The sequence below is a fragment of the Streptomyces gottesmaniae genome (assembly GCF_031845845.1).
Classification (GTDB): Bacteria; Actinomycetota; Actinomycetes; order Streptomycetales; family Streptomycetaceae; genus Streptomyces; species Streptomyces akebiae.
Map to the genome: position 1 here is coordinate 123,386 of NZ_JAVRFJ010000022.1, position 24,799 is coordinate 148,184.

A 24,799-nucleotide genomic window follows, 5' to 3' on the forward strand; every position below is an offset into this window, starting at 1 on the left:
CAGGAGAACCAGGGGAAGCCCCGTGTGCGTGTCGATCGTCGGCGGCGGGTTTTCCTGGCCCTGGGCGCGGTCACCGTCGCCGCTGCTCTCAGCGCCTCGGTGCTCGGCGGCGGCCCCGTGGAGCGGCCCGCGCCGCCCGGTGGTGAGCTGGCCGGGCAACTCGACGCCCTGCGCGGCGCCAACGACCTCGTCCGGGCCACGCGTGCCGACGTCGGGCGCGACCCCGCGCTGTATCCGACCGCGTACGGGCGACTGGAGGCCGCTCTCGCCGAGCGCCACCGAGGAGGTGAGGGGCCGGGCGGAGTGCCGGAGTTGCGGCTCGGCCCGCTTGCCGAGCTCGCCCGTACGGACGCCCTCGACACCCCGGCCTGGCGGGCCCACTACGTGTGCCTCTCACTGACGGGGGCCGAGCCGGACGACAGCCGGAGCGCGGCAACCGTCCTGGACCGGGCCGGACTTCGCGAGCGGGCCGCACACGAGGCGCTCGGGTACCTGGGTACGCCGGACGAGGAGGACGACTCCCTGACCTCACTCGCCACACGAGCCGCCTTCCTGCAGACCCTGACCTGCCTGGGGCAGGGCGACGACGTGTCTCGGGCCACGCTGAACACCCTCGTGGCGGACACCGCTCGTGCCGAGCGTGCCGTACCGGTGCTCTACGCGGTGGAGGCGTTGCGTGGAGTCGGCGTCCGGGCGTGGGCGCATCGTGCCCTTCGGGACGCGGACGTGCGATTGGCGGCCGGTTGCACCGGCCTCGACCCCATCCAGCGGGCCGCCCTGACCCTGCTGAGGCATCGGCTGACTCGGCAGACGTACGCATGTCTGCTGCCGTACCTGGCGGACTCCGACACGCAGACACGGTGGCTTGTACGCCGAGCCCTCACCCTCGGCGGAGACGGGGCCGGCGGCGCCGCCGGTTCGCTCCCCGAGCCGGTCGGGCGCGTGCGATCCGATGGTCTCGTGGCGAAGTCACCGGCCCAACTGGGGACGCTGACGGCCACGTACAACGCGGCGCGGGCCCTGACCGCCGCCGCACAGCAGGAACACACGCCGTACTGGCTCGAACGGCGGCTGACGCGGATGGGTTCGGACACCGGTAGCGCTCTCGACCCGTCCGACCGGCTGTTGCTCGCCATGACGTGTCACCGGCTGGCCCTGAGCTGTGGACCGCAGGCCGAGAAGGGGACGGCGGAGGCAGCCCGACTGGAGGTGCCCGCACGGCTGACGACGGAGAACGAGCGCCGTTGGTACGGGGTCATGTCGGCCCGTGCGGAGTTCGGGCTCGCGTGCGGGCGTACGGCCGTCGAGTTGCCGGACGGAGAGGGCAAGGGCGACGGCGCGCGGCTGTCCTCCCGCTCGCTGCGCATCGTGACCGTGCTCGCGGACGCCGGATGCACCGCGTCGGCGGAACGGCTCACCGAAGGGACCGACCTCGTCGCCCAGGCGCGGAAGTCGTTGCGGGAGGGCGACCTGGTGACCGCCTCGGACGCCGTTCAGGCGGCGCTCGCCTCGGACCGGAGCATCCCGCAGGAACTGTGGGACGACCTGCCCGGGCTGCTCCGGCGCCACCGCGACCGGAAGTTCCCGGACCTGTACGCCGCCTCGCCGGGCGGCAGGGCGTCGGCGGAGGCCACCAGGGCCGCGTACTACCTCCTTGCCTGACCCCCCTCACGTATCAGCCCTCGCACCAGAAGGACGCCTCCGCCTCATGAACACCGCCTCCCCACCCGCCGTCGTAGCCGAAGGCCTGGCCTTCGGCTACGCGTCCGGCGGTGGTCTGGTCCGTGCCGATCTCACCCTTGCCGCAGGAACCACGGCCGCCGTCGAGGGACCGTCCGGTTCCGGCAAGAGCACCCTGCTCGCCCTGCTCGGGCTGATCCTGTCCCCGACGGCCGGCTCTCTGCACATCACCGGCACGGACACGGGGGCGTTGGCCGCCGCCGACCGGGACCTGATGCGACTGAGGTCGATCGGCATCGTGCTGCAGGATCTCGGGCTGCTGCCGTTCCTCAACGCCTGGGAGAACGTGGCCGCCGCCTTCGGCCCCCGGCTCGCCCGGCACCGTACGGAGGCCAGGGCGCTCCTCGGCGACCTGGGCATGGGGGACCTGGCCGAGTCCCGGGTCACCGAACTCTCCGGTGGGCAGCGGCAACGTATCGCCGTCGCGCGGGCGGCCGTGAAGCAGCCGGTGCTCATCCTGGCCGACGAGCCGACCTCTGGTCTCGACCCCAGGACGGCGAGGTCGGTGATGGACGCGTTGCGTTCGTGTGCGGAGCGGGGTGCGGCCGTGCTGCTCGTGACGCACGACGCGGCGGTCGCCGAGACCTGCGACCGGCGCCATGTCCTCGACGAGGGAGTGCTGTCGGCGGCCGAGCCGCTGAACGCCCCCGAGAGGAGCCTCGGATGAGCCGGTGGAGTCTGTACACGTGGACGCGGGACGGCCGTTCGCTGCGCAGGGCGTTGCCTACGCTCACGATTCTGGCCGCGCTGCTGACCACGTCCGCAGGGGTGGCGGCCGGGGCCGCCGGTGCGGTCGAACGGGACGTACTGGGGTCGGGCGGGCTCACCCAGATCGAGCTCTCGTCGTTCGAGGGCGACACGTCGGTCCGGCCGCTCACCACCTCGGCGCTGCGGGACGCCGCGCACGTACCGGGCGTCCGCCGGGTCGTCGCCGACTACCCCTCCGTGCTGTACGCCGAGGAGGACGGGACGTACGACCTGGCCGGCCACACCCTGACGCCGGGTGACGACCTGCCGCTGGTGAAGGGACGGCTCCCCGCGGCTTCCGCCGGGCTCGGTCGCGAGGAGGTGGTGCTGCCGGCCGCCGCGCAGGGGACCGACTTCGCCCCGCTCCTCGGGCGTACCGTCGCCTTCGGGTACACGAAGGCCACGGGCGCCGCGTCCGGCACCACCGCCGTCATCAGGCTGAAGGTCACCGCCCTCTACGACCCCGCGTGGCAGGCCGACGGCCCCGACGTCGCCTATCTGTCGGAGGACACGGCCGCGCTGCTGGCCGCGGCGCGTGCCGGGCTCACGCCGGAGATCTTCCGGGCGCGGGAAGGCGCGCAGTCCGCCGTCGTGCTGGTCGGGCATCAGCGTCAGGTGGCCGCCGCGACCGAGTCGCTCCAGGGGGAGGGGTTCTCGGCGTCACCGGTGTCCGATCGCGTCCGCAACCTGCCGGGGCTCTTCGGTGTGGCCGACCTCGCGATGCGGGTCGGGGTGCTGGTCCTGGCGGTGGGTGCGGTCGCCCTCGGGGCGGTCCGGGCGGCGGACAGTACGCGGGCTCGGGTCGGGCAGTTCGCCGTTCTGCGGATCCTCGGGTCCGGGCGGGCGGAGCTGAGGCGGATCCTGCTCAGTGAGGCCCTGCTCTCCGGTGGGACGGCCGGGGTGGTGGGCGTGCTCGTCGGTACGGGGGCGTCCGTGGCGTCGGCCGGTCCGCTCAGCGATCTGCTCGGCCTGCCCATCACCGCCACGGGCGCCCTCCCCGGCCCGGCCTGGGCCGCGGCCGCACTGCTGCTGCCCGCCGCCGGCCTGGCCGCCGGCACCCTCCTCGGCAGCCGCGAAGCCCTCCGCAGGGACCCGTACCTCACTGCTCGGGCGCATGCCTGACGGCGGAGGCACCCCCGTCCCTCGGTGACCCACGGCACGACCCACGCCGGCGCCGACAGCGGCCCCCCGAGGGACGACAGTAGGGAAAGAGCGTGGGGAAGAGTCGAGAGTGAGGAGAGGGGCCAGGCGTGATCGAGGCAGAGTTGAAGGCCCGTGTCCGTGTGCCGGAGGCCGTCGCGCGGGCGCTCGACGAGTTGGGGGAGGGCAGGTCCGAGACCTACCAGGACACGTACTACGACCTGCCCGACGGCAGCCTGCGGGCACGGGGCGAGGAGTTGCGGCTGCGGTTCGTGGCCGACCACGGCACGGGGGACCGGCGCACGGTGCTCACCTTCAAGGGGGCCGCCGTGGACGAGGCGTCCGGTTCGAAGCCCGAGTACGAGACGCGGGTGGAGGATGCGCGGAACGCGCACGCCATCCTGGAGCACCTCGGCTACGTACCGGCGATCGTGTTCGAGAAGCGGTGCCGTAGCCATGCCTTCGAGGCGTACGGGCGACAGCTGCTCGCCACCCTCGTACGGGTCCCCGAGCTGGACGGCACGTTCCTGGAGGTCGAGACCCTGGTCCAGGAGGAGGCCGAGGTCGTCGCGGCCCTCGACGACATCCGCGCCGTACTCGCCGACCTCGGCATCGCCCCGGAGGACCTCACCCGCGAGCTCTACACCGAGGCGGTGGCGGCAGCCCGCCGTACCCGGTCCAGGGCATGCGGCATCACAGCATGCACAGGCACAAACACCTGAGGCCGGAATCCTTGTCGGATTCCGGCCTCAGGCCTTCAGTAGCGGGGACAGGATTTGAACCTGCGACCTCTGGGTTATGAGCCCAGCGAGCTACCGAGCTGCTCCACCCCGCGTCGTTGAAACCAGTGTACGCCATCCGCGGGACCCCTGAGCACACGGTTAACGGCAGCCCCTGTCCGGCGGTCCTCGCGGTGGCCCCGCTCAGCCCAGCAGATGCCTGTTGGGTGCCTTCGCCCGCTCCTCGTACTCCGGCACCACGACCACCTCGGCGCCCTTCGCCGACAGCACCGCGTTGCCCGCCGCGGCGTCCTCGACGAACGTGTCCGGCTCGCGCCAGGCCGTGACGACGCGGCGGACGCCCGCGTCGAGGACGAGCCGGGCGCAGGGCGCGGGCCGGGAGGCGCGGCGGGCGCACGGTTCGAGGCTGCTGTAGACCGTGGCGGAGGCGAGGCGCGGGTCGGCGGGGTCGAGCTTGGCGAGGGCGGCCTCCTCGGCGTGGACCACGGGGTCGTCGCCCTCGCGGGAGTGGCCGCGGGCCAGTTCCGTACCGTCCGCCGCGACCACGACGGCCCCCACGCTGAACGCGGTCCGTGAGGGCGGGCACGCGGCGGCCAGGGTGCAGGCGAGGTCGAGCCAGTGCCGGTCGGCGGGGGAGACGGCCGGGCCCGTGCCGGGGACGGTGGGGGCGTAGCGGATGAGGACGACGTCGCCGACCGGCCGGGTCTCCAGCAGCCGCAGCCGGCTCTTCGGCCCCCCGGGGTAGGCGCCGGTCCCGAACAGCCGGGGCGCGTCCGCCTCGCCCACGAAGAGCGGTGCGACGGCCAGTTGCACCTCGTCGGCGAGGCCCTGCTGGAGGAGCTGGGTGTGGACCCGGCCGCCGCCCTCCACCATGAGGCGGCGGACGCCGCGTACGTCTCCGAGGTGGTCGAGGACGGCCGTCCACTCCAGCTCGGGGCCGACGGAGACCACGGCCACGCCCCGCGGTCCGGTCGGCAGGCCCAGCCCGAGCAGCCGTTCGGCGCCCTTGTCGGTCGTGTACACGACCTTCTCGCCGCCGGTGTGCCAGAACCGGGCCGCCGGGTCGAGTTCGCCGGACGCGCTGACCGTGACCTTGAGCGGGTACTCGGGGAGCCCGGCGGCGACCCGGGCCGCGCGCCGCTCGGGGGAGTTGACCAGCAGCCGGGGGTTGTCGGTACGCAGGGTGCCGGCGCCGATCAGGATGGCGTCGCTGGCCGCGCGCACCTCGTCGACCCGGTCGAAGTCGGCCGGTCCGGAGAGCAGCAGCCGCTCGGGTCCGGTGTCGTCCAGGAAGCCGTCGAGGGAGACGGCGGCGGACAACAGGACGTAGGGCTGGGGCATGGACGCGCTCCCTTGGTTCAAGTTTTAAACAATAACTACACTGTACGTATGACGACCCGCTGGCTCACCCCCGACGAACAGCGTGCCTGGCGTGCCTACGTGGCCGCGAGTTCCCTCCTGGAGGACGCGCTCGATCGGCAGCTCCAGCAGGAGGCCGGCCTGCCGCACCTCTACTACTCCGTGTTGTCCAGCCTCTCCGAGGCGCCGGAGCGCCGGATGCGGATGACCGAGCTCGCCGAGCGTCTGAAGATCACGCGCAGTCGGCTGACGTACGTCGTGACCAGGCTGGAGAAGGACGGCGTGGTCCGGCGCGAGGACTGCCAGTGGGACAAGCGCGGCAGTGTCGCCGTGCTCACCGACGAGGGCATGACCCTGCTGGAGCGCACGGCGCCGGGGCACGTCGAGACGGTGCGCAAGGCCGTCTTCGACCACCTCGGTCCCGAGCAGATCGCGCAGTTCGAGGAGATCTGCGCGACCATCGCGGCGGCGATCCAGGGCGGGGACCCCCGGACGGCCCCCGGCTCGGACGACCTTCCGTGGCGCCGCCGCGCCTGTCCGTCGGGCCAGCAGGACGAGCGGGATCCGAGTCGGCGCGACGAGCGGGACCGCGCGTGACGGGGATGTGACGAATCCCCAATTCTGTTGCTTGAAATTTGAAGCACGGGTTAGAGTCGCTGCGAGCGTTGTGCTTCAAAACTGAAGCACAGCGGGCACCCTCACCAGGACCGGAGAACCGCATGCCCGACTTTCCCGCTGCCACCCCGCGTGCCCGCGTCCGGGTACCGCTGCGTTTCCAGGACGGCTACGGCGTCGACGCCGACATGGTCACCTTCCACGACCTCGTCGACGGCCGGGAGCACCTGGCGATCGTCCTCGGCGACCCGGCCCCCGGCACGGCCCCGCTGGTCCGGCTGCACTCCGAGTGCCTGACCGGCGACGTGTTCGGCTCGGCCCGCTGCGACTGCGGCCCGCAGCTGCGCGAGGCGGTGGAGCGGATCGCCGACCGCGGCGGCGTCCTCCTCTACCTCCGCCAGGAGGGCCGGGGCATCGGCCTCTACAACAAGCTCGACGCGTACGCCCTCCAGGACCAGGGCCTCGACACCTACGAGGCGAACGCGGCGCTCGGACTGCCGGAGGACGCCCGGGACTACACGGCGGCGGCCCAGATGCTGGGCGCCCTCGGCATCGACGAGCTCGACCTGCTCTCCAACAACCCCGACAAGGCCCTGCAGCTGCGCGACCTCGGCGTGGGCGTCCGCGACCGCGTCCCCACGGGCGTCTTCACCACCGCCCACAACGTCCGCTACCTCCGCGCCAAGGTCCTCCAGACCCAGCACACCCTCCCCCTGCACGAGCTGACGGGCGGTCTGACGGGCCTCTCGGCGGGCTGAGCCCGGCCGCCTGCCCGCCCCCTGCCGCGCCGGCCCTCCCGCCCCCGCTGCGCCCGCCCTCCCACACGTCCTCCGACGGGGCCTAGCCCACTCGGCCCCACCGACTAGCCCCGCCGCCCACCGCCGGAAACCCTGTACCCGTGGGGCAGCGAGAGGGCGCGGAGGACATGCGGGAGCCGGGCGGGCGCCGGTTCCCGTCCGCCCGTACGCTCGCCCGCGCCCTTCCCGTGCTGCTGATCGCCATCGGGCTCTTCTACGATCACTTCACCCCGCGCGAGTTCACCGCGATCCCCTTCTTCACTGCCGCGCCCCTGGTGACGGCCCCGCTCTTCACGCTGTACGGCACGGTGATCGTCGGCGCCGTGTCGGTGGCCGGCATCAGCGCCGTACGCGTCTATGACGTCGACTCCGGCCACGAGGACGCGATCACCGAGATCGTCACGGTCGCCACCGTCGCCGTACTGGCCGTCCTGATCAACCGCCTCGTGCGCCGCAGCGACGCCCGGCTCGCCACGGCCCGGGAGATCGCCGAGGCCGCGCAGCGGGCCGTACTGCCGGTGCCGCAGGAGTGGATCGGCGGGCTGGAGATCGCCGCGCGGTACGAGGCCGCGCAGGCCGGGGCGTCGATCGGCGGCGATCTGTACGCGGTGCAGGACTCACCCCACGGCGTACGGCTGATCGTCGGCGACGTACGCGGCAAGGGGCTGGGGGCGGTGTCGGCGGTGGCGGTGCTGATCGGGGCGTTCCGGGAGGCGGCCGAGCAGGAGGCGACGCTCGAAGCGGTGGTCCAGCGACTGGAACGGGCGCTGGACCGGGAGGCCACGCGGCGGGAGGCCACGCGACGGGACGCGGCGGTGGAGTTCGAGGGGTTCGTGACGGCCGTGCTCGCCGAGTTCCCGCACGGCGCGGGCCGCGCCCGGATCGTCAACCGGGGCCACCCCTCCCCCCTGATGCTGCACGCCGACGGGACCCTGTGCACGTTGGACGCCCCGCAGCCCGCGCTGCCGCTCGGCATGGACGACCTGGGCACCTGGCCCGACCGCGCGGAGGAGACCGGGTTCCCGCCCGGAGCCACGCTGCTCTTCTACACCGACGGCCTCTCCGAGGCGCGGGACGCGCACGGCGTCTTCTACGACCCGGCCGCACGCCTCGCCGGCCGTGTCTTCACCGCCCCGCGCGCCCTGCTGACGACGCTCGCGGAGGAGGTGCGCCGACACGCGGGCGACCGCACCACGGACGACATGGCCCTCCTGGCGGTCCGCCGTCCCTGAGGTGCCGAGGTCACCGAACACCAGGCCGCCGAACGGCGGTGTCACCGAGCGTGTCCGTCCCACCGTCCTCCGTATAACAACTGACGTCACGTCAGGGCGACTGTTACTCGTGAGTCAAGGTCAACTCGCCCGTTTTCGGCCCCTCATGACCCGTAAAGTCCAGCGGGAAAGCCGGAACGATCATTAAGAACAGCTTGGAATGGAGTACTGGCGTCTATTAACGTTCGATAACGCAGCGCGGTCGTCCCAGCCGTCACAAGAGACGGCTCCGTGCTCACGCGTCGAATCCCGCAAGGGAACCGGGGAACCACCACCCTGGGGTGAATCGCACGCAAACCGCCGTGGCAGTCCGCACGACCGGTTTACGCGCGTAGGAGACCTTCCTGCTCCGAACCCGTCAGCTAACCCGGTAGGCGAAAAGGAAGGAAGGAGTACGCCTACGTGGCGTCGAACCGGTCCGCGACCGAAGCCCCGTTCGTGCCGACCCAACGCGACGGCGAGAGCCAGACGTTCGGCTACGGCAGCTACAACAGCGACAACGAGGGCCCCTGGCAGGAGTGGAACCCCAGCGAGGACACCCTGCGCCCCGTTCGCGGTCGGCACCGCGTCGCCAAGAAGAGCGGCGTACTCGCCCGTAACGGACTTGCCCGTAGCTCCACGGTGCTCGGCGTCGGTGTCATAGCCGCCGTCAGCGGTGCCGGGATGGCCAGCGCGCAGTCCGGCAAGGCCCCGGTCTCCATATCGATGCCCGACATGCCGAACGTCGGCTCGGTCTTCGAGGACGAGGCCGACGAGCCGGAGCCCGAGGTCTCCAAGACCCCGCTCAGCAGCGCCGGTCTGACCGCCGCCGAGACCGAACAGGGCACCGCGGACGCCGGCGAGGCGCTGCGCGCCCGCATCATGGCGCAGGCCGAGTCCCAGCAGGACGCCTTCGACAAGGCCGCCGCCGAGGCCGCGCAGACCGCCGCCGCGGACAAGGCCGCCGAGCAGGCCGCCCAGGAGAAGAAGGAAGCCGAGGCCAAGGAGGCCGCCGCCAAGAAGAAGGCGGAGGAGGAGGCCGCGGAGAAGAAGGAAGCCGAGCGCCTCGCCGCCCTGGCCAAGCAGTTCGCTCTCCCCACCTCCTCGTACACCCTCACCTCCACCTTCGGTCAGGCCGGCCCGTACTGGTCCTCCGGCTACCACACCGGCCTCGACTTCGCGGCCCCCACCGGCACCCTCATCAAGGCCGTCCACAGCGGCACCATCACGCAGGCCGGCTACGAGGGCTCCTACGGCTACAAGACCGTCCTCACCCTCGATGACGGCACCGAGATCTGGTACGCCCACCAGTCCTCCATCGGTGTCAGCGTCGGCCAGAAGGTCGCCACCGGGGACGTCATCGGCCGCGTCGGCGCCACCGGCAACGTGACCGGCGCCCACCTCCACATGGAGGTCCACCCCGGCGGCTCCAGCAGCGGCATCGACCCGGCGGCCTGGCTCCGCAGCAAGGGCCTCACCCCGTAGTCCGTCGCCACCTAAGACAGAACCAGCGACGCCGCGTCCGCCCTCGGGCCCACGCGGCGTTCGTCTTGTTCTCCCGGAGAAGGGACGGCAGGCATGGCGAAGAGCGCACTTCTGGTGATGGACGTCCAACGGGACGTCGTGGCCATCGCCGACGACGGTTCCGGATATCTGCCGCGCCTGCGCGGGGCGATCGACGGAGCCCGGGCCGCCGACATTCCCGTGATCTACGTGGTGATGGGGTTACGGCCGGGCGATCCGCGGGTCAGCCCGCGCAACAAGGTGATGGCGAACGTCCTGCGGGCCGGCCTGTTCACCGAGGGCGAGCCCGGCACCGAGATCCACGACGACGTCGCGCCCCGGCAGGGCGAGGTCGTGGTCACCAAGAGACGGGGGAGCGCGTTCTCGGGCAGCGACCTCGACCTGGTGCTCAGGGCCCGCGACATCGACAGCCTCGTTCTCACCGGCATCGCCACCAGCGCCGTGGTGCTGTCCACCCTGTGGCACGCCATCGACCTGGACTTCGGCCTCACCGTCCTGGCGGACGCCTGCCTCGACACCGACCCCGAGGTCCACGCGATGCTCACCGAGAGGCTGTTCCCGCAGTGGGCCGAGGTCCTCACCGTCGAGGACTGGCTCGGGGCCATCGCGCCACGCTAGCGCGCGCCGTGCCGGTGGCGATGGGCAATGCGGGCGTCCGGCCCGCTCGTCGACCTCGGACATGACGTCTCTTCGCGTCCTCGGAACTGAACCGCCTGACCGAGGCCTCGGCGTAGTCCCGCCCACGCCGCCGGGGCCGTGAGCCGACCGCCCACGCACGGTCCCGACCCCGCCCCGACGGCGCGCGAAGCCTAGGAGAGATAAGGGTTGTACGCGGGGCACGACGCGGTCCCGTGGACCACGGGCTGCGCGTACACCGACCCGTACCCCCCGAACGCCCCGTACCCGTACCCGTACCCATGGCCGTACCCGTACGCGTACTTCGCCCCGACCTCCCGCCCGGCGTACCTCATGGCCGGCCGAGCCAGCTCCCGCCTCCGCCACAGCTCGAACAGCAACTCCCGCTCCCGGAGCGCGAAGTCACTCCCCGCCCGCCCCCGCAAGCCCCGGTACCGGTGGAAGGCCAACTTCGTCGCGTACGCCTCGTACTCCGCGATCGACCGGGCCCCCGCCTTCCCGAAGTGATGCGCCGCGTACTCCCGCGCCACCCGCCGAGCCCGCATCGACCCCAGGACATACGGCTCGACCGGCGTCAGCCACCCCGCGGCCGCGTACGCGGGCAGGCCCTCCCGCACGGTCCGCAGCTCTCGCTGGCGAGCCCAGATCACCCACCACGTCAGCAACCCGAACGCCGGCACCATGAACGCCGCGTAGACCGCGAAGAACCCGTACTCGCCGAACGTCGCCGACCCGTTCCAGACCGCGTGCATCCCCATGGCGAGCAGGAGTCCGCCCACCGGCACGAGCACCCGTCGCCCCCGCTGCCACTCCGCCGAGAACGCCGCCACCCCGAACCCGATCCCCGTCAACACGGTGAACAGGGGATGCGCGAACGGCGACATGATCACCCGGACGAAGAACGTGGCCGCGGTGACCGACGCGAGGCCGCTCCCCCCGCTGAGCTGGTCCGTCCCGAAGGCGGTCCCCAGATACAGAATGTTCTCGGTGAAGGCGAATCCCGTCGCGGTGAAGCCCGCGATCACCACGCCGTCCACGACCCCGGTGAAGTCCCGTCTCCGGAAGAGGAAGACCAGCAGGACGGCGGCGGCCTTGGCGCTCTCCTCGACCACGGGAGCTATGACGGTGGCACCCAGGGTGTCGGCGTGCGAGGGGTCGGCCGTGGCCGTCGCTATCCACCGTGTCGCGAAGCTGTTCGCCACGATCGCTATCAGCGCCGCCGCACACGCCCCCCAGGCGAACGCGAACACCAGGTTCCGCCAGGGGCCGGGCTCCACGCGGTCCAGCCACCGGAACGCCGCCATGAGCAGGGGTACGGGCAGCACCGCGAGCCCCAGCCCGACGAGAAACCCCTCCGTGCCGGTCTGTTCGCGGACGAGGGCGAGGATGACGAGCCCGGAGACCGCGAGCAGTCCTATCAGCGCCCCGTATCTGACGCTCTTCCGCTGCCACCAGCGGGTGGGCCTGAACACATACCCACCGGTGGGGCCGCTGGGGTGCGTCGGGTAGGGGGAACTGGTGGCCATTGCATTGACCCTAACGAGGGACGGGCGCCGCCCGCGACGGCGCGTGGTACGCCCCGCCGGGCTGTGCAGGCAGGTCGTCAGGCGCCTGTGGGGGGCAGTTCGGACTGCTGCTTCTGCTCCTGCTTCCGCTTCTGGTTCCGCTCCTGCTCACGCTGCTGTACGCGGCGGAAGAGCAGATCGTTCACCACATGACCCTTGTCCAGTCCCTGTCCCTCGAAACGGGTCAGCGGCCGGAAGCCGGGACGTGGCGCGAACCCGCCGTCGGCCCGGGTGTTCTCGAACTCGGGGTGCGCGGTGAGCACGTCCAGCATCTGCTCGGCGTACGGCTCCCAGTCCGTCGCGCAGTGCACGATCGCTCCCGGCCTGAGCCGGGACGCGGCGAGGGTGAGGAATTCCGGTTGGATGAGCCGCCGCTTGTGGTGGCGCTTCTTGGGCCAGGGGTCGGGGAAGTAGACCCGCAGCCCGTCCAGCGAGTCGGGCGGGAGCATCTCCCGCAGCAGGATGATCGCGTCGCCGTTGGCGACCCGGACGTTGGACAGACCAGCCTGGTCCGCGAGGTTCAGCAGATTGCCCTGGCCCGGCGTGTGCACGTCCACGGCGAGGACGTTGGTCTCCGGGTCGGCGGCGGCCATCTGCGCGGTCGCCTCGCCCATCCCGAAGCCGATCTCCAGCACGACCGGCTGGTCGTTCCCGAACAGCTCGGCGAGATCCAGCGCCCGCCCGTCGATGTCGAACCCCCACTTGGGCCACAGCCGCTGCAGGGCGTCCGCCTGCCCGGCCGTCACCCGGCTCCGTCGCGGCTGGAAACTCCGGATCCGCCGCTCGAAGTGCGACCCGGCGGGATCCGCCTTGGGCCCGTCGGGAAACCGAGGCTCCCCCTTGGCACGGGCGTGCCGAAGGGAGGCACCGGGGGTGCGGGGCTCAGGGGCATCGGTGGAGTCAGACACAGTTCCACAATTTTACGACTCCCGACGGAGGCGGCTCCCCATGCCTGTCCCACCCATGCCCGTCCTCACGCCACGCCCGTCCCCGGGTACCGCTCGCCCGAGCGCCCTCTCACGCCCCGGCCAGCGCGGCCAAGGCCCTCCCCCCGACCTCACGCCCGATGGGCAGCGAAGCGGTGGCCGCGGGCGAGGGCGCGTTCAGCACGTGGACGGCCCGCGGGCTCTCCCGGATCAGGAAGTCGTCCACGAGGGTCCCGTCCCGCAGCACCGCCTGCGCCCGCACTCCCGCGGCCGCAGGCACGAGATCCCCTTCCGAGACCGCCGGCAACAGCCGCCGCACCGCCTGGGTGAAGGCCTTCTTGGACACGGACCGCCGAAGCTCCCCCGCCCCGTACCGCCAGTGCCGCCGCGCTATCCGCCAGGAGCCGGGCCACGTCAGCGTCGCCCCCAGCTCCCGGGGTCGTACCGTCCCCCACCCGTACCCCTCCCGGGCCAGGGCGGGCACGGCGTTGGGTCCGATGTGGACGCCTCCGTCGATCCCCCGGGTCAGATGCACCCCGAGGAACGGAAACGCCGGATCGGGCACCGGGTACACGAGTCCGCGCACCAGCTCGGGCCGCGCCAGCTCGTAGTACTCGCCCCGGAACGGCACGATCCGCATCCCGGGGTCGTCCCCGGTCAGCCGGGCGACCTCGTCGCAGTGCAGTCCGGCGCAGTTCACCAGGACCCGCCCCCGTACGACGTCACCGCCGCGCACCCGCACGGCGACCCCCAGTGACGCCCGCCGGTCGATCCGCTCGACCTCGGCGCCGTAGCGGATCTCGGCGCCGGACGCGCGGGCGAGCTGGCGGGCGACCCCCACGAAGTCGCAGATCCCGGTGGTGCCGACATGTATGGCCGCGAGCCCGCGCACCTCCGGCTCGTACTCGGCGATCTGGGCGGCGCCCAGTTCCCGCACCGGAATGCCGTTCTCCCGTCCGCGCTGCACCAGCGCGTGCAGCCGGGGCAGCTCGGACCGCTCCGTGGCGACGATCAGCTTGCCCGTGACGGCGTGGTCGATGCCGTACTCGGCGCAGAACTTCACCATCTCGGCGGCGCCCTTGACCGCGTACCGCGCCTTCAGCGACCCCGGCCGGTAGTAGATCCCGCTGTGGATGACGCCGCTGTTCCGCCCGGTCTGGTGCCGGGCCGGCCCCGGCTCCTTCTCCAGCACGGTGACCCGCGTGCCCGGCGCCGCCCGCGTGATCGCGTACGCCGTCGACAGCCCGACGATCCCGCCGCCGACCACGAGCACATCACAGTCGTAAGCGCCCTGGCTCCGCACGCGCCCCACCTCCCGACTCCGATAGTGCACTGCACCACTGACAATGCCCTCAAACCCGGAAGCCGCCCACATGGCGCTGGTCACGTTCTCCGCACGACGGCCGCAACATGCCGCGCCCCGTCCGGGGCGCGGCATCGTGCTGTCAACCCCAACCCACCCGCACCCGCCAAAGCACTCCAAACCGGGCAGGCGAGTGGGCGCCCGACCCTAGGCCGGCGTCATCAACAACGGCCGTGCCCTCTCCCGCAGCTCGATGACCCGCGGCTCGTCGCCGTACGGCTCCAGTCGATGCAGCAGATCCTTCACGTACTCGGTCGTGCGCGCGGACGAAATGCGCCCCGCGACCTCCACCGCCCGCACTCCCTGCTCACACGCCGCGTCGAGATTCCCGGACTCCAGCTCGGCTACCGCGGACACGACAAGCCGGAGCCCGTGCGACCGCACGAACTCCTCCGTCGGCCGCGACAGCGCCTGCTCGGTGAAGCGGCGCACCTGACGCGGCGCCTTGAGGTCGCGGTAGCACTCGGCAGCGTCCGCGGCGAACCGGTCGTACCCGTAGAACCCGAGCCAGCTCGGGTCGTGGTCGCCGTCCCGGGCCCGCTCCAGCCATCCCTCGGCGGCCTTGAGGGCCGCCCCGGCCGCCGCCGCGTCGCCCGCGCGGGCGTGCGCCCTCGCCTCGACGAGCCGGAAGAAGCTCATCGTGCGCGCGGTGGCGAGCCCTCGGTTGCGCTCCAGCGCGGCCTGCGCGAGGTCGACGCCCTCGTCCCCGAAGCCCCGGTAGGTCGCCTGCAACGACATCGTCGCCAGCACGTACCCGCCCAGCGGCACGTCGGCCGCGGCCCGCGCCAGTCGCAGCGCCTGGATGTAGTACCGCTGCGCGGCCTCCTGTTGACCCGTGTCAAAGGCCATCCAGCCGGCGAGGCGGGTGAGTTCGGCGGAGGCTCCGAAGAGCGCGCGGCCGACTTCGTCGGAGTACGAGCCGAGCAGCAGTGGCGCCGCCTCGACCCGCAGGCACTCCGGCACCATCGACGAACGCCAGTCGCCGCCTCCGTACTTGGAGTCCCAGCGCCTGGCGTCCTCGGCGGCCTCCCGCAGCTTCCGCACATCGCTGTGGCCGACCTTCAGCGGCGACCCGGAGCCCTCAGCAGAGCCCGCTTCGCGCGCCACCGAACTGTCGGCCGGGGTTATGAGCCAGCGCGACGCGGGTGTCGCGTACGCGCTCACCGCGAACGATCCGGCGAGGGACTGCCAGATGCCCCCGGTGCCCGCGCGGCGGCCGGCGAGGTCGAGGCGGTAGAGCTCCGTCGCCGCGCGCACCGCCTGTCCGACGTCACGGGGGAAGGCGAGGCCCACTTCGGGGGCGGGATCCGCGTCCGCCAGGCCGATCTCGTGGAGCGGCACCGGGCGGCCGAGCTTCTGACCGATCGCGGCCGCGATGAGATGCGGCGCGGCCCCCTGAGGGACCATGCCCTTGGAGACCCACCGCGCCACCGAGGTCTTGTCGTAGCGAAGTGTCAACCCGCGTTGGGCGCCAAGATCGTTGACGCGACGCGCGAGGCCTGCGTTGCTGATTCCCGCGAGGGCGAGAACGGCGCCGAGTTTTTCGTTCGGCCCGCGTTGCTCCCTGGACATTGCGCCACCCCTCGAACAGACGGCTGCCGCGGCGGCATAGGCACGCGGCATTCGTAAACCCAGCGTAGTTCGCCGCATCCCAAGCGTTAAGGGGCCCAAATCCGGATGGCGGGATTGTGGTCCGTACGAAAGTGCGGACGGAGTACGGAGTGTTGTCACGTGCTCCCGTTGTGTGGCCGTGCGCCTGCCCGTGCGCTCTTCTCCGGCCACCGGGGGAGCGGTTCCATGGTTGTGCGTGGGTCGGCCCGCTGTACTGGATCCAGTGGGCTGGGGGACACCGCCGCCTACATCCCCGCGGGCGGTGGACCGGTCCGGGGGGCGAACTCCGCCTCCCGGACTGTGCGTTGACGCTGAGTCGCCATCGGGGGTGGAGCGAAGATCGGGTGAACTCCGCCCTTCGTGGCCGATTTGGCTGAAAATCGACGGTGGTCGTCGAGGGTGAATACCGCCCCGACCACGTCTCTTGAGGGCGCGTTAGGTGTTTTGGGGGAGCGTACCGGGGGCGCATTCACGTCGTAGACCCGGGGTCCTCCTTTGTCGACCACCCCTCCTCAGGGGCGACTTGAGGGTGTGACGGGGGAGCGCTCAAGGCGCCCCAGGGGCGCACTTGCCGGTGCACAAGCCGCACCGCGCGCCCTCCGACAGGCCTCCTTCGTGGCAGCATGGGAGCCGTTCGTACGGTGCACCGGTTGTCCACAGCCTGTGGAGGCGTCGATGCGGTGGTTGGTGGGATGGAGCAGTACCGCCGCTGGCGCGCCCGTCAACGGCTCCGCCGGCGCCGCGGGACCCGACGGCGAGACGGTGCAGCCGGTCGGCTCGCACCTGCTCTGGGGCGGCCCCGATCCGCTGTGGGCCGTCGGCGACTGGCGTCCCGACGAGGTACGGGTCGTGCAGGCCGACGCCCAGACGCGTATCGCCGTCCTCGGTATCTGCGGGGCCTCCGACGAGCAGCTGCGCGTGGGCCTGTTCGCCGCCCGCGGTGGCGCCCTGCGCCATCTCACCGCCTGGCCCGGCAGCTATACCGCCGTCGTCCAGGTCGGCCGCCGGGTGACCGTCTGCGGCGACCTCGCGGGCGCGCGCCCGGTCTTCCACACCCCCTGGGCGGGCGGCACGGCGTACGCGACCGCCGCCCTGCCCCTCGCCGACCTCATCGAGGCCAACCTCGACTTCGGGCATCTGGCCGCCCTGCTGGCCGCCCCCGATGTGCCGGACGCCCTCCACGACTCCACTCCGTACGACGGCGTGCGCCGCATTCCTCCGGGGCACGCTCTGATCCTGCGCGCCGGGGCCCGTGAGGTCGCGGGCTACGAGCCGGTCGCCTCCCTCGCCGTCGCCGCCCCCTCCGCCGACCCGGCCAGCGCGGTGGACGCCGTCCGCGACGCCCTCGTGGAGTCCGTACGGGTCCGCCTCTCGGCTCCCCGGCACGTGCCCGACGTCGACCCCGGCCCGGTGCCCGGCATGGGTCCCGCCGAGCGCCGCGCCGCCCGGGGCATGCCCGTGCCCGGTATCGGCGCCGACGTCTCCGGCGGCCCCGCCTCCGGCACCCTGGCCCTGCTCGCCGCCGGCCTGCCCGGTGCCCCCGGCACGGTCCTCGGCCACGGCACGGGCGCCGGCGAGCGCCTCCTCGCCGTCACCTTCAACGACCTGACCACCTCCGGCCGCGAGACGGAACTGGAACGCGCGGGCACCCTGGCCGCCAACCCCCGCCTCCACCACGTCGTCGTCACCGGCGGCGAGGAGGTCCTCCCGTACGCCGACCTCGAAGTCCCCCTCACCGACGAGCCGGGCCCCTCCCTGGTGACGGCCGCCCGCCACCGCGCCCGCCTGGCCTCCGGCAGCGCGGACCACTTCACCGGCTACGGCGCCCGCCAGGTCCTGGACGCCCACCCGGCCCGGCTGGCCGACCTCCTGATGGACCGCAAGCGTCGCCACCTGGTCCGCCCGGTCGCCGCCCTCGCCAAGGCGGACGGTTCGGTGATGGTCCCCGCACGCGTCTACGGCGCCGCCCGGAAGCTGGCCCGCACCCCGTACCGCACCGGCGTCGAGGTCCTCGCCACCCGCCTGATGCAGCGCCGCTTCGAGGAGCCCGGGGGCGCGGTGGGCGCCTCCCTGGCAGCGCTCACCTGGGCCAGACCGGGCCCCGCCGCCCGCTGGCTGACCGGGGAGGCCCTGGCAGAAGTATCGATTCGCCTGGGTGCGACGACGAGCCGCTCCACCGTCGGCCCCGGCCAGCGCCCCGGCGACTTCCGCGCCCGCGCGGCCCTGGCCCGCCACGCGGCCGACATCAGAGTCCTCGAACAGGCGGCGGAGATCCGCTCCCAACGCCTCCACACCCCCTTCCTCGACAACCAGGTCGTCCGCGCCTGCCGCGCCCTCCCCGAGGCCCTGCGCGTCCGGCCGGGCGCCCGCGCCGCCATACTCCGCACGGTCCTGGAGGGCGCCGGCGTCACCGACCTTCCGCCCGGGTGGGGCGCCCCGTCGCACGCGACCTCCACCGCGGCGGCCCGCACCGGCCTGCGGATGGCCGCCGACACTCTGATCACCCTCTTCGACACCCCCCTCCTCGCCCAGGCGGGCCTGGTGGAGGCCCGAGTGGTCCGCAAGGCCCTCCGCGCCGCAGCCGAGGGCGAGCCCCTCCCCCTCGACGGCCTCGCCGACCTCGTCGCCGTCGAACTCTGGCTCCGCCGCCTCCTCTCCCGCCGAGGCACCTGCTGGACCGGCACCCCGGCCCGACAGCGCGCGGTCCCCGCCGGGATCACGCCCCAGCGGGGCGCCCTGGGCGCGGGGGCGGCGCGACAGGTGTGAACGGGGGTCGGTCCGCCGAAGACCGCCCGGCGTAGCGGAATCTCAGCATCCGGATGCGTACAACCAACCGGGCCCGTCGACGGTCTCCCTCGAGATCGGACAGACGTCCGACTCCCCAGCACCTCACGTGCACGTACGCGCCCCCCGACGCATGGCGCACCCGAGGTGCCGTAGCTCTTGTGCCAGGAGAACCATGCGTACACGTACGGCTGCCGCCACCCTCGGCACCTCGGTGCTGCTCTCGCTGCTCGTCCCCGCCGCCGCCCATGCGGACACCGCGAAGGGCGACACGGTCTTCACCTCGCTGAGCTTCAACAAGAAGACCTTCAACGTGGGCGTCAGCGCGGCCCAGACGGTCAGCGTCGCCGCCACGGCCAAGGACGGGTCGGGCATCAAGGGCATCTACGGAGCCAAGCTCATCAGCTCCGACGACCGGATCATCCACGCCCACGCCGCCGACTGCTCCAGACCCTCCTCCACCACCATGAAGTGCGTGTTCAAGTTCACCCTGGACGCCGACCGCACCGACTACTACGACCTCAGGAACAGCTCGGCGGGCACCTGGCGCTTCACCGCCGAGGCCGCCGCCAACGACAGCGACTTCTACGACCTGGAGACCAGCGCCAAGATCCAGGTGAAGCGCCTGGCCAAGCTCGCCACCACCAAGGCCGGCCCCGAGCCCGTGGCCAAGGGCGCCAAGCTCACCGTCACCGGCGCCCTGACGCGGGCCGACTGGAACACCAACACCTACCAGCCGCACGCCGGCCGCTCCGTCGCCCTGCAGTTCAAGCGGTCCGGCACCTCCACGTACACCACGGTCAAGACGGTCACCACCGACGCGGGCGGCAAGCTCCGCACCACCGTCACCGCCAATGCCTCGGGGACCTGGCGTTGGAAGGCCACGTCGACCTCCACCACGAGCGGGGCGACGGCGTACGGCGACACGGTGACGGCGAACTAGGGCGCTTCTGGCAGGCGGACGGCGCCCCTGAAGTGAAGTCCCTCGCGACGTGAACCCGGTCCGAGCCCTCACTCACACCTGAACGACGACTCCGCCCAGTCCGCCGGCAGCGCCGCGTCGTGGGGGCGGTACGGCTCGACGACCAGTCGTACCGTCTCCCGCCCGCTGAGGTCCACGTGGACCGGAACCGCCGGATCCCCAGCCCGCACCGGCCCGGACCCCCACAGCCGGACCCCGTCGCCATAGACGGAGAAGGAGACCCTGCCGATGCCGTGCGTCAGGTCGTCGACACCGACGAGCGCGTGGTACGAGGCGCACCGGCGGTTGAGGTCGATGGTCACGGAGGAGCGGCCGTGCACGGTCACCCCGTTCGCGTACCGCTTCCCCGCGATCGACATCCCGTACCGCTGCCAGACCCAGCTGCTCTCGCCGAGGCGCATCTCGGGCTCGGTGCCGTCGCCGAGCACGCCGTACCGCAGCTCGTTCCACCGGTAGACGGCCGGGGGAGGCGGCGGGGGCGGGGAAGCGGGCGGCGGGGGCGGTGTGGGGGACGGCTTCGACGGTGCGGGAGTCGGCGTGGGGGTGGGCGTGGGAGCGGGGGTCGGCTTCGCGGACGGAGCCTGCGTCGCGGCCCGCGACGGGGAGGGCGACGGTGTCGGTGTCGGTGTCGGCAGAGGCTCGGACGCCGGCACCACCCTCGCGGGCGCGCCCGGCGCGGGCTTCTCCCCCGGCGGCGCGGGGGGATCCGGCTCCGGGGCGGCCTCGACGGGCTGCGAGGCGGGCGGCCTGGCCAACGGCTCCCTGGGTTTCACGCCGTCGTTCGCCAACGCGAGCGCCACCGCCGCGGCGACCATCCCGGCCACACTCACCGCGATCCCGGCCTTCGCCGGCGCGCCGAGCCCCTCGACGGCGGCCCCGCCGCCCGCCCCCGCGCCACCGGAACCGCCGCTGGCGGCCGCCGCGCCCGCGACACCGGCCGCCCCTGCTCCCGTGCCGCCGGCGACGAGCGCGGCCACCTTCGCGTACCCGGCCGCACCGAACCACCCGATGACCGCGACGGGTACGACGGCGGGGATCCCGCTCGCGACTTCCTTGATCTGCCCGGCGGCCAGCCGGCACGCCGCGCACTCCTCCAGATGGGCGCGCAGCCCCCGCTCGGCCCGGGTCCGCAGGCTGCCGCGGGCGTACGCGCCGAGCCGGTCGGCGTAGTGGCCGCACTCCGCGGAGTTCCCGGCGAGCGTGGCGCTCACATGGGCCTGCAGATACGCCTGCTTGAGTCCCTCCCGCGCCCGGCTGGCCAGCACCCGGGTTCCGTTGGCGTCCAGCCCGAAGAGCGTGGCGACCTCGCTCGGCGACTCGTCCTCGACCTCCGTGTGCCAGAGCACGGCCTGCCACCGCTCCGGCAGCGAACGGAACGCCCTCATGGCCATCGACTGCTCGGCCTCGTGCATCGCCCGCACATCGGCCCCCAGGTCCAGCGTGTCGCTGCCGGACACCCCGGCCGGGCGCGACGACTGCGCCGCGAACACCGCGAAGTCGTCGACCAGGTGCTCCCGCTTGGCGGAGCTCGTCCAGGTCGCGGCGACGCGTCGCACCGACGTCAGCAGATAGGCCCGTACGGCGTGCTCCGGGCCGGAGCCGCCGCGTACCGCCTGCAACATCCGGGCGAAGACCTCGGCCGTCAGGTCCTCCGCGGTATGGGCGTCCCGGCAACAGGTCCGGGCGTACCGACGCACGGCCTGCGCGTGCCGCCGGTACAGCTCCTCGTACGCGGAGTCGTCCCCCGACCGCATCCACTCGATCAGATCGGCGTCGGAAGGCGCCCGCGGCGGCAGCACACCGGAGTCGGAACGGTCCCACTGCGCCGGAACGCCGCGCCCCCCTTGCCTCGGCACCTGGGGCTCGGCCTCCGCCTCCGCCCCCTCCGTCGACCTCGACTCGTCCCGCCCGTCAACACCCATCGCGGAAGCCCCCGCCGCCAGCCGACCCAGTCCCGAACACCAGGGCAGCGTGCCATATTGGCTTTTGTTCAGTCCCTAGCACTACGGGCATACCACTCGTCCGAGCGGACTTCCCAGACCTCAGGCCACGCGTTCACCCAAATGAGTAACGCGATCTCCGGGGCCGCGCCCGAAAGGGGCGCGGGGAACGGCGCGAGAACCCCCACCGGACCCGCACCGGCGCGCGCGGCCTCCCGGGGGCGAAGGGGCAGCGCCCCTGGGGACGGGAACGGGTAAGGGCGGCGGGGGCGAAAGAACCACCCCGCGCCGCCCTCTGGTGAACGACTCGCACCCGCCCACGATCAGGCAGGCGGTCGGTCGGCCTCCGTCAGCCCTCCGTCAGGTCTCCGTCAGGCCTCAGGCAGGCCGAGACCGCAGACCCTCCAGCAGAATGTCGAGCAACCGAGCCGACGCGGCGGCCTGCTGCGCCGCGTCCGGCAGCGAAGGCGCCCCCGTCGCGATCACGAGCAGCACATCCGCCACGGTCACGTCCTCCCGCAGCTCACCAGCGGCACGAGCCCGCTCCACCAACTGCCCCACGACCTCGAGCAGCGCCGAAGCCCCGGCGTCGTCCACCGGCCCGCCGACCCCGGCGGCGGAGCCACCCGCGCCGGAGTCCGCCGACACCAGCCGAAGCTCGGCCGTCGGCTGTATCCGCTGCTGCGGCACCCGAGCCTCGTCGACGACGGTCTGGCCGACCCCGTCGGACCCGTCCTCGGCGACGCCGACCCGCAGCACCTGCGGCGGCAGCAGCCGCCCGGCACCGGAGGCCACCGACGTCCGCAGGAACCGCGACAGCGCCTGCCACGGGTCCTCCTCCTGCCCGAGCGCCACCCTGGCCTGTTCGGTGAGCCGAGACGTCTCCTCCTCGGCTATCCGGCGGACCAGGACGTCCTTGCTCGGGAAGCGCCGGTACACCGTGCCGACACCGACCCGCGCGCGGCGGGCCACGTCCTCCATCGGCGCGCCGTACCCCAGCTCGCCGAAGACCTCGCGCGCCGCGCGCAGCACGTGCTCGAGGTTGCGCTGTGCGTCCACGCGGAGCGGAGTGGACCGCACTCCGTCACCGCGTCCGTTGCCGCCCGCCGAGCCGATCCCACCACCGGGTGCGATGGTGGACGCGGACGACCAATGGGACTCCTGAATATGCATACGTGTTCCCCCGGTAATGACGTCTCCCCCCGGAGACTCTCCCCGTCATCGGAAGCCGGAGCGGCGGAACGAGCGTCCAAGGTTCTCGGCGGTCACCGATCACCTTCGTCGGAGACCCGGTCCCCGGACCGACCGCCCGTCGCGGACCACCCGGAATCCGGACCCGGACCCGACATCCACGACCTCGACCCCGGACCCGACCGAACCTCTTGAACGCATCCCCCCTACACCCCGTCGACACACGAACATAGTTGAGAGGGAGTCAATTCAGAAGGGGCACGTTCCGCACGGAGCGCCCCTCGATCGGAGTACGGGCGGTTTACGTCCGGTTTGCGCCCCCTCCGGCAACCGGTCTCACACCACCTGACCTGCGCACATGCCGCTCGCGCCGGCAAATCGGCCAACCCTGCGCCCGCACGGCGACCGGTCACACAAATTGCCGGGCCTGTGGACAAACCAACGAGCAAGGTGCGTCATGGGATGGTGAAGGAACCGATGCGCATCCTTATCGTCGGCGGCGGATACGTCGGGCTGTACACAGCGCTGCGCTTGCAGCGACAGCTGAAACCGGAACTCGGACGCGGAGACGTCGAGATCGTCGTCGTGTCCCCCGACCCCTATATGACGTATCAACCCTTCCTTCCGGAGGCGGCCGCGGGCTCCATCTCGCCCCGCCACGTCGTCGTGCCCCTGCGCCGGGTCCTCGACAAGTGCAAGGTCGTCATCGGCGAGGCCACCGCGATCAACCACGCCAAACGCGTCGCGACCCTCAGCACCCTCGCCACCGAGGAGGAGGGCTCGGCCGCCGAGCAGCTGACGTACGACGAACTGGTCCTCGCCCCCGGATCCATCTCGCGCACCCTGCCCGTGCCCGGCCTCGCCGACCACGGCATCGGCTTCAAGACCGTCGAAGAGGCCATCGGCCTGCGCAACCACGTCATCGAACAGATGGACATCGCCTCCTCCACCCGCGACCCCGCGATCCGCGACGCCGCCCTGACCTTCGTCTTCGTGGGCGGCGGCTACGCCGGAGTGGAGGCGCTCGGCGAGCTGGAGGACATGGCCCGCTACACCGCGCGGTACTACCACAACGTCAAGCCCGAGGACATGAAGTGGATCCTCGTGGAGGCCTCCGACCGCATCCTCCCGGAGGTCGGCGAGGAGATGGGCCGCTACACGGTCACCGAACTGCGCCGCCGCAACATCGACGTACGGCTGCACACCCGCCTCGAATCGTGCGCCGACCGCGTCGCCGTCCTCAGCGACGGGGCCCGCTTCCCTACCCGTACGGTCGTCTGGACGGCCGGGGTGAAACCCCACCCGATCCTCGCCGCCACCGACCTGCCGCTGAACGAGCGCGGGCGGCTGAAGTGCACCGCCGAGCTGTCGGTGGAAGGCGTCGCGCACGCCTGGGCCGCCGGTGACGCGGCCGCGGTCCCCGACGTCACCGCCGGAGCCGGCAAGGAGACCGCGCCCAACGCCCAGCACGCCGTCCGCCAGGCCCGCGCCCTCGGCGACAACATCGCCCACTCCCTGCGCGGCGAACCCCTGGAGACGTACTCGCACAAATACGTCGGCTCGGTCGCCTCCCTGGGCCTGCACAAGGGCGTCGCCCACGTCTACGGGCGGAAGCTGAAGGGCTACCCGGCCTGGTTCATGCACCGCGTCTACCACCTCAGCAGGGTGCCCACCTTCAACCGCAAGGCCCGCGTCCTCGCCGAATGGATCCTCTCCGGACTCTTCAAACGGGAGATCGTCTCGCTCGGATCACTCGAACATCCCCGTGCGGAGTTCGAACTCGCGGCCGGTGGAAAGGCTCCTGAGAACCCGAAGGGGTCGTCCTGACCGGATCCAGGAACTCCACCGTTCAGGCCGACGTCTGACGGATGTCGGTCCGGTCGGCCAGA

The 24,799-nt window shown here is 72.5% G+C and carries 19 protein-coding genes, 1 tRNA gene and 1 riboswitch; of the genes, 12 read left to right on the forward strand and 8 right to left on the reverse strand.

Features of this window, described 5'->3' with window-relative positions:
• The first annotated feature begins 24 nt into the window (after nt 1-24).
• The 4 genes from RM704_RS24610 to cyaB all read left to right on the forward strand — a co-directional run bounded on the left by RM704_RS24610 (nt 25) and on the right by cyaB (nt 4,349).
• Nucleotides 25-1,662, forward strand: a complete 1,638-nt coding sequence (locus RM704_RS24610; protein ID WP_311591217.1) for a hypothetical protein — start codon at nt 25-27, stop codon at nt 1,660-1,662.
• Nucleotides 1,663-1,708: 46 nt separating this feature from the next.
• Nucleotides 1,709-2,407 carry an ABC transporter ATP-binding protein gene (locus RM704_RS24615; RefSeq protein WP_033526768.1) on the forward strand — a complete coding sequence of 233 codons (699 nt, stop codon included), beginning with the start codon at nt 1,709-1,711 and terminating at the stop codon, nt 2,405-2,407.
• On the forward strand, nt 2,404-3,609 hold the full coding sequence (locus tag RM704_RS24620) for an FtsX-like permease family protein (protein WP_033526769.1): 1,206 nt from the start codon (nt 2,404-2,406) through the stop codon (nt 3,607-3,609). The genes RM704_RS24615 and RM704_RS24620 overlap by 4 nt, the downstream gene beginning before the upstream one ends.
• Before the next feature lie 128 nt (nt 3,610-3,737).
• Complete coding sequence (gene cyaB / locus RM704_RS24625; RefSeq protein WP_052145977.1) at nt 3,738-4,349, forward strand: class IV adenylate cyclase; 612 nt, start codon at nt 3,738-3,740, stop codon at nt 4,347-4,349.
• A 39-nt stretch (nt 4,350-4,388) separates the two neighbouring features.
• Here the strand turns inward: cyaB and RM704_RS24630 are convergent.
• Nucleotides 4,389-4,462, reverse strand: a tRNA-Met gene (locus tag RM704_RS24630).
• 88 nt (nt 4,463-4,550) lie between these two features.
• Nucleotides 4,551-5,708, reverse strand: coding sequence for a dihydrofolate reductase family protein (locus RM704_RS24635; protein WP_033526770.1), 1,158 nt, complete (start codon nt 5,706-5,708; stop codon nt 4,551-4,553).
• Between the two features lie 48 nt (nt 5,709-5,756).
• On the opposite strand from RM704_RS24635, the gene RM704_RS24640 reads away from it, so the two are divergent.
• From RM704_RS24640 to RM704_RS24660, 5 genes are all read left to right on the forward strand, one after another.
• Nucleotides 5,757-6,323, forward strand: a complete 567-nt coding sequence (locus tag RM704_RS24640; RefSeq protein ID WP_033526771.1) for a MarR family winged helix-turn-helix transcriptional regulator — start codon at nt 5,757-5,759, stop codon at nt 6,321-6,323.
• A gap of 122 nt (nt 6,324-6,445) precedes the next feature.
• The gene (locus RM704_RS24645; RefSeq protein ID WP_033526772.1) at nt 6,446-7,099 is read left to right on the forward strand and encodes a GTP cyclohydrolase II; all 654 of its coding nucleotides are present in this window, start codon (nt 6,446-6,448) and stop codon (nt 7,097-7,099) included.
• Nucleotides 7,100-7,266: 167 nt separating this feature from the next.
• Nucleotides 7,267-8,370 carry a PP2C family protein-serine/threonine phosphatase gene (locus RM704_RS24650; protein WP_033526788.1) on the forward strand — a complete coding sequence of 368 codons (1,104 nt, stop codon included), beginning with the start codon at nt 7,267-7,269 and terminating at the stop codon, nt 8,368-8,370.
• Nucleotides 8,371-8,639: 269 nt separating this feature from the next.
• A riboswitch (cyclic di-AMP (ydaO/yuaA leader) is annotated at nt 8,640-8,801 on the forward strand.
• A 10-nt stretch (nt 8,802-8,811) separates the two neighbouring features.
• Nucleotides 8,812-9,873 carry a M23 family metallopeptidase gene (locus RM704_RS24655; RefSeq protein ID WP_033526773.1) on the forward strand — a complete coding sequence of 354 codons (1,062 nt, stop codon included), beginning with the start codon at nt 8,812-8,814 and terminating at the stop codon, nt 9,871-9,873.
• 93 nt (nt 9,874-9,966) lie between these two features.
• Entirely contained in the window at nt 9,967-10,530 is a 564-nt protein-coding gene (locus RM704_RS24660; RefSeq protein ID WP_033526774.1) for a cysteine hydrolase family protein, read from the forward strand.
• Between the two features lie 191 nt (nt 10,531-10,721).
• Here RM704_RS24660 and RM704_RS24665 read toward each other — a convergent pair whose 3' ends face one another.
• The 4 genes from RM704_RS24665 to RM704_RS24680 form a co-directional block, all read right to left on the reverse strand.
• A complete protein-coding gene (locus RM704_RS24665) occupies nt 10,722-12,074 on the reverse strand; it encodes a PrsW family intramembrane metalloprotease (RefSeq protein WP_033526775.1) in 1,353 nt (450 codons plus the stop codon).
• Between the two features lie 77 nt (nt 12,075-12,151).
• Nucleotides 12,152-13,021 (reverse strand): tRNA (guanosine(46)-N7)-methyltransferase TrmB, encoded by an 870-nt coding sequence (gene trmB / locus RM704_RS24670; RefSeq protein WP_078937073.1) that lies wholly within the window; start codon nt 13,019-13,021, stop codon nt 12,152-12,154.
• Between the two features lie 109 nt (nt 13,022-13,130).
• Nucleotides 13,131-14,342, reverse strand: coding sequence for an L-2-hydroxyglutarate dehydrogenase (lhgD, locus tag RM704_RS24675; protein WP_033526777.1), 1,212 nt, complete (start codon nt 14,340-14,342; stop codon nt 13,131-13,133).
• 207 nt (nt 14,343-14,549) lie between these two features.
• Nucleotides 14,550-15,974, reverse strand: coding sequence for an NsdA family TPR-like regulatory protein (locus RM704_RS24680; RefSeq protein WP_033526778.1), 1,425 nt, complete (start codon nt 15,972-15,974; stop codon nt 14,550-14,552).
• Between the two features lie 714 nt (nt 15,975-16,688).
• On the opposite strand from RM704_RS24680, the gene RM704_RS24685 reads away from it, so the two are divergent.
• Nucleotides 16,689-18,779, forward strand: coding sequence for an asparagine synthase-related protein (locus tag RM704_RS24685; protein ID WP_033526779.1), 2,091 nt, complete (start codon nt 16,689-16,691; stop codon nt 18,777-18,779).
• Nucleotides 18,780-18,972: 193 nt separating this feature from the next.
• The gene (locus tag RM704_RS24690) at nt 18,973-19,740 is read left to right on the forward strand and encodes a hypothetical protein (RefSeq protein WP_033526780.1); all 768 of its coding nucleotides are present in this window, start codon (nt 18,973-18,975) and stop codon (nt 19,738-19,740) included.
• 68 nt (nt 19,741-19,808) lie between these two features.
• On the opposite strand, the gene RM704_RS24695 is transcribed toward RM704_RS24690, so the two are convergent.
• On the reverse strand, nt 19,809-21,701 hold the full coding sequence (locus tag RM704_RS24695; protein ID WP_078937251.1) for a sigma-70 family RNA polymerase sigma factor: 1,893 nt from the start codon (nt 21,699-21,701) through the stop codon (nt 19,809-19,811).
• 396 nt (nt 21,702-22,097) lie between these two features.
• On the reverse strand, nt 22,098-22,892 hold the full coding sequence (locus RM704_RS24700; protein ID WP_033529263.1) for a TetR/AcrR family transcriptional regulator: 795 nt from the start codon (nt 22,890-22,892) through the stop codon (nt 22,098-22,100).
• A 480-nt stretch (nt 22,893-23,372) separates the two neighbouring features.
• On the opposite strand from RM704_RS24700, the gene RM704_RS24705 reads away from it, so the two are divergent.
• Nucleotides 23,373-24,737 (forward strand): NAD(P)/FAD-dependent oxidoreductase, encoded by a 1,365-nt coding sequence (locus RM704_RS24705; protein WP_033529262.1) that lies wholly within the window; start codon nt 23,373-23,375, stop codon nt 24,735-24,737.
• Nucleotides 24,738-24,799: the final 62 nt, after the last annotated feature.